General features: G+C 71.0%; 5 protein-coding genes and 1 pseudogene. All 6 read left to right on the top strand.

Annotated elements, in window-relative coordinates:
• Window positions 1–231: pseudogene (locus GA0115259_RS36305) on the top strand (prenyltransferase); the annotation flags it as partial.
• Window positions 228–1,070, top strand: coding sequence for a sugar phosphate isomerase/epimerase family protein (locus GA0115259_RS36300; RefSeq protein ID WP_093604721.1), 843 nt, complete (start codon window positions 228–230; stop codon window positions 1,068–1,070). The pseudogene GA0115259_RS36305 and the gene GA0115259_RS36300, both read left to right, overlap by 4 nt.
• Entirely contained in the window at window positions 1,067–1,711 is a 645-nt protein-coding gene (locus GA0115259_RS36295; RefSeq protein ID WP_093604719.1) for an EboA domain-containing protein, read from the top strand. Before GA0115259_RS36300 ends, GA0115259_RS36295 begins: the two co-directional genes overlap by 4 nt.
• Window positions 1,711–2,559: a TatD family hydrolase gene (locus GA0115259_RS36290; RefSeq protein ID WP_093604717.1), complete on the top strand. Its 849-nt coding sequence runs from the start codon at window positions 1,711–1,713 to the stop codon at window positions 2,557–2,559. The genes GA0115259_RS36295 and GA0115259_RS36290 overlap by 1 nt, the downstream gene beginning before the upstream one ends.
• Window positions 2,560–2,563: 4 nt before the next feature.
• The gene (gene eboE / locus GA0115259_RS36285) at window positions 2,564–3,733 is read left to right on the top strand and encodes a metabolite traffic protein EboE (RefSeq protein ID WP_093604715.1); all 1,170 of its coding nucleotides are present in this window, start codon (window positions 2,564–2,566) and stop codon (window positions 3,731–3,733) included.
• Window positions 3,730–5,020: alkaline phosphatase family protein (locus tag GA0115259_RS36280; RefSeq protein WP_237540744.1), on the top strand; the 1,291-nt coding region annotated here is incomplete at its 3' end. The genes eboE and GA0115259_RS36280, both read left to right, overlap by 4 nt.

Here is a 5,020-nt window from a genome sequence, read left to right as displayed (position 1 = left end):
GCCGGCGGCCTCGCCGCCGTATACGCCGGCACCGCCGGAAAGCCCCTGGCGCACGCCGTGCTCAATCCCTCGCCGCCGCTCACCCAGCGCGCCGTCGGCGGCGGGATCCGGGCGATGATCCCGCTCCAGGCGGCGCTCGCCGCACGCGGCGGGGCCGCGGGGACCGCGCTGGGAATCATGGCGCTCGTACCACTGGCACGGAAATTCGCACGGAAAGTGAGCCTGACATGAGTCTGCGTTTCGGGTACGGCACCAACGGGCTCACCGATCTCCGGCTCGACGACGCGCTCGCGCTCCTCGCCGATCTCGGCTACGACGGTGTCGGGCTCACTCTCGACCATATGCATCTCGATCCGATGGCTCCCGACCTCGCCGCCCGCACCCGGCGTGTCGCCCGGCGGCTGGGCGAGCTGGGGCTCAGTGTCACCGTCGAGACCGGTGCGCGCTATGTGCTCGATCCGCGCCGCAAGCACGGGCCCACACTGCTCGACGCCGAGCCCGAGGGCCGCGCCGCCCGCACCGGGCTGCTGCTGACGGCCGTTCAGGTCGCCGCCGACCTCGGCGCGCACGCCGTGCACTGCTTCAGCGGTGTCACTCCGCCGGGCACCGACACCGACACCGCCTGGAAGCGGCTCGAAGAGTCGCTGACACCTGTTGTCGACGCCGCCGAGCACGCCGACATCCCGCTCGCCGTCGAGCCCGAGCCCGGCCATCTCCTCTCGGACCTCGCCGGTTTCCACCAGCTCAGACACCTTCTCGGCGATCCCGATCCGCTCGGCCTCACTCTCGACATAGGCCACTGCCAGTGCCTGGAGCCCGCGCCGCCCGCCGACTGCATCCGTGAGGCCGCGCCCTGGCTGCGCCATGTACAGATCGAGGACATGCGGCGCGGAGTGCACGAGCATCTGCCTTTCGGCGACGGCGAGATCGACTTCCCGCCGGTGCTCGCCGCGCTGGCCGCCACCGGCTACGAGGGCCTGACCGTGGTCGAACTGCCGCGCCACTCCCACGCGGGCCCCGAACTCGCCCGTACCTCCATGGACTTCCTCCGTACGAAGGGAGCAGCATGACCTCGAACCAGCCGCCGACCCGCGAGGACCTGGCTCCCGGTCTGGACGCCGCCGCCCGGGCGTGGCTCGACACCGCCCTGGCCGAGGCCTCCGACGCGGCCGAGGACGCCGGGCGCACCGGAGAGAGCGACAACGTTGCCGTCACTCCCGCCGTCGCGCCCTGGGAGCTGCGCTTCGCCGCCGCCGGACGCCACTGCGGCCAGGAGCACGCCGACTCCGTACGCGTCCTGCTCCTCCAGCGGGCCCGCGCCGGCCTCGCCGTCCTCACCCGGCTCTACCACCAGGGCACCGCCGCCGAACGCCGCGCCGTGCTGCTCGCCCTGCCCCACCGCGTCACAGGACCCGGCGCGCTGCCGCTGATCGAGGACGCCCTGCGGACCAATGACACCCGGCTGGTCGCCGCCGCCGTCGGTCCGTACGCCGCCGCCCATCTCGACTCCCACGGCTGGCGGCACGCCATCCTCAAATGCCTCTTCACCGAAGTGCCCGTCACCGCCGTCGACGGCCTGGAAAGACGCGCCCACGGAGACGCCGAACTGGCCCGTATGCTCGCCGACTTCGCGGCCGAGCGCACCGCGGCCGGCCGTCCCGTACCCGCCGACCTGCACCACGCGCTGAATCTGACCGGCGAGGAGTCCTGATGCGCATCTTCGACCCCCACATCCATATGACCTCCCGCACCACGGACGACTACCAGGCGATGTACGCCTCCGGTGTGCGCGCCCTGGTCGAGCCGTCCTTCTGGCTGGGCCAGCCCCGTACCTCTCCGGCGAGCTTCTTCGACTACTTCGACGCGCTCCTCGGCTGGGAGCCGTTCCGCGCCGCCCAGTACGGCATCGCCCACCACTGCACGCTCGCCCTCAACCCCAAAGAGGCGAACGATCCGCGCTGCGCGCCCGTGCTGGACGCCCTGCCGCGCTATCTCGTCAAGGACGGTGTCGTCGCCGTCGGCGAGATCGGCTACGACTCCATGACTCCGGCCGAGGACACCGCGCTCGCCGCACAGCTCCAGCTCGCCGCCGACCACCAACTGCCCGCGCTGGTCCACACTCCGCACCGCGACAAGCTGTCCGGTCTGCGCCGCACCGTCGACGTCGTACGGGAATCCGCGCTCGACCCGGAGTGGGTCCTGTTCGACCATCTCAACGAGACGACCGTCAAGGACGCTGCGGAGAGCGGGAGTTGGCTGGGCTTCTCCATCTATCCCGACACCAAGATGGACGAGGACCGGATGGTCGCCGTCCTCAAGGCCCATGGCACCGACAAGGTGCTCGTCAACTCGGCCGCGGACTGGGGCAAGAGCGATCCGCTCAAGACCCGCAAGGTCGCGGACGCGATGCTCGCCGCCGGTTTCGGCGAGGACGACGTGGACAAGGTCCTGTGGCGCAATCCCGTCGCCTTCTACGGGCTCAGCGGGAGACTCCAGCTCGACGTCCCCGCGCCGGAGGCCCTCCACGAGGGCAACTCCATTCTCCGCGGCGGGGAGTGATCCCATGCGCTTCCGCCATCCCGACGGCTCCACCATTCATCTCTCGTACTGCACCAATGTCCATCCCGCCGAGAACCTCGAAGGCGTACTCGCCCAACTGCGCGACCACTGCGAGCCGGTACGCAAACGGCTCGGCCGCGACCGTCTCGGCATCGGCCTCTGGCTCGCCAAGGGCGCCGCCCAGGCCCTGATCAACGATCCGGCCGCGCTGCGCGGACTCCGTGCCGAGCTGGACCGGCGCGGCCTCGAAGTCGTCACGCTCAACGGCTTCCCGTACGAGGGATTCGGCGCCGAAGAGGTCAAGTACCGTGTCTACAAGCCGGACTGGGCCGATCCCGAGCGGCTCGCCCACACCAGCGATCTGGCCAGGCTGCTGGCCGCGCTGCTGCCGGACGATGTCACCGAGGGCTCCGTCTCCACACTCCCGCTCGCCTGGCGCACCGCCTTCGACGCCACCGCGGCCGGTGCCGCCCGCACCGCGCTGACCACGCTCGCCGAACGGCTCGACGCGCTGGAGGAGCTGACCGGCAAGTCCATCAGGATCGCCCTGGAACCGGAGCCCGGCTGCACCGTCGAGACCACCGCCGACGCGATCGGCCCGCTCACGGAGATCGGCAGCGACCGGATCGGCATCTGTATCGACACCTGCCATCTCGCCACCTCCTTCGAGGATCCGGCCACCGCCCTGGGCGCGCTGGAGGCCGCGGGCGTCGTCATTCCCAAGGCCCAGCTCTCCGCCGCGCTGCACGCCGAGAACCCGCATCTGCCGGAGGTACGGGAGGCCCTCGGCGCGTTCGCCGAGCCGCGCTTCCTCCACCAGACCCGTACGCGCACCGCCGCCGGGCTGCGCGGCACCGACGATCTGGACGAGGCACTCGGCGGCGAGGCGCTGCCCGACGGCGCTCCCTGGCGCGCGCACTTCCATGTCCCGCTGCACGCGCCGCCCGCGCCGCCGCTCACCTCCACGCTTCCCGTGCTCCAGGACGCCCTGACCAGGCTGATCGGCGGCGCCGCGCCGCGGACCCGCCATCTGGAGGTCGAGACCTATACCTGGCAGGCCCTCCCGGTCCAGCTGCGTCCGCGCTCGCGCGGACAGCTCGCCGAGGGCATCGCCGCCGAACTCACCCTGGCCCGCGACCTGTTGGTCGACCTCGGCCTGAAGGAGCTGCCATGACCGAGACCTCGGCCGCACCGCCGGCCGGCACCGCCGCCGAAGCCCCGGCCCCGGAGTCGGCCCCGGTCCCGAAACCAACGCCGCTGCTGGTGCTGGATGTCGTCGGGCTCACGCCTCAACTCCTCGCGCACATGCCGAACTTGCGCAAGCTGGCCGGCACCGGCTCGCAGGCCCCGCTGAGTACGGTGCTGCCCGCCGTCACCTGTAGCGCGCAGTCCACCTTCCTCACCGGCGCGCTCCCCGCCGAACACGGCATTGTCGGCAACGGCTGGTACTTCCGCGAGCTGGGCGACGTACTGCTCTGGCGCCAGCACAACGGTCTGGTCTCCGGCGACAAGCTCTGGGACGCCGCCCGCCGTGTCCATCCCGGCTATACGGTCGCCAATATCTGCTGGTGGTACGCGATGGGCGCGGACACCGACTACACCGTCACGCCGCGCCCGGTCTACTACGCCGACGGCCGCAAGGAGCCCGACTGCTACACCCGTCCGCCGGCGCTGCACGACGAACTCACCGAGAAGCTCGGCACGTTCCCGCTCTTCCACTTCTGGGGCCCGGGCGCCGACCTCGTCTCCTCCCAGTGGATCATCGACGCCACCCGTCACATCATCCGCACCCGTACACCCGATCTGGCGCTCTGCTATCTGCCGCATCTCGACTACGACCTCCAGCGCTACGGTCCCGACGACCCGCGCTCCCACCGCGCGGCGGCCGAGCTGGACACCGCGATGGCACCGCTCCTGGCCGACGCCAGGGACGAGGGCCGTACCGTCGTCGCGCTCTCCGAGTACGGCATCACCCGGGTCTCCCGGGCCGTCGACATCAACCGGGCGCTGCGCAGGGCCGGGCTGCTGGAGGTCCACACCCAGGACGGCATGGAGTATCTCGATCCGATGGCCTCCCGGGCCTTCGCCGTCTCCGACCACCAGCTCGCCCATGTCTATGTGCGCCGTCCCGAGGATCTCGACGCGACCCGTGAGGCACTCCAGGACCTGCCCGGTATCGACGAGATCCTGGACGACGAGGGCAAGAAGGCGCACGGTCTCGACCATCCGCGCTCGGGCGAACTGGTCGCCATCGCCGAAGCCGACGCGTGGTTCACGTACTACTACTGGCTGGACGACGACCGGGCGCCGGACTTCGCCCAGCTTGTCGAGATCCACCGCAAGCCGGGATACGACCCGGTCGAGCTCTTCATGGATCCGCTCGATCCGTACGTCAAGCTCAAGGCGGCCAAGGCGATCGCCCGCAAGAAGCTCGGTATGCGCTACCGGCTCGCGGGCGCGC

It is taken from the genome of Streptomyces sp. MnatMP-M17, assembly GCF_900091995.1.
Lineage (GTDB): Bacteria > Actinomycetota > Actinomycetes > Streptomycetales > Streptomycetaceae > Streptomyces.
This window is presented reverse-complemented; position numbering and strand designations above follow the sequence as displayed.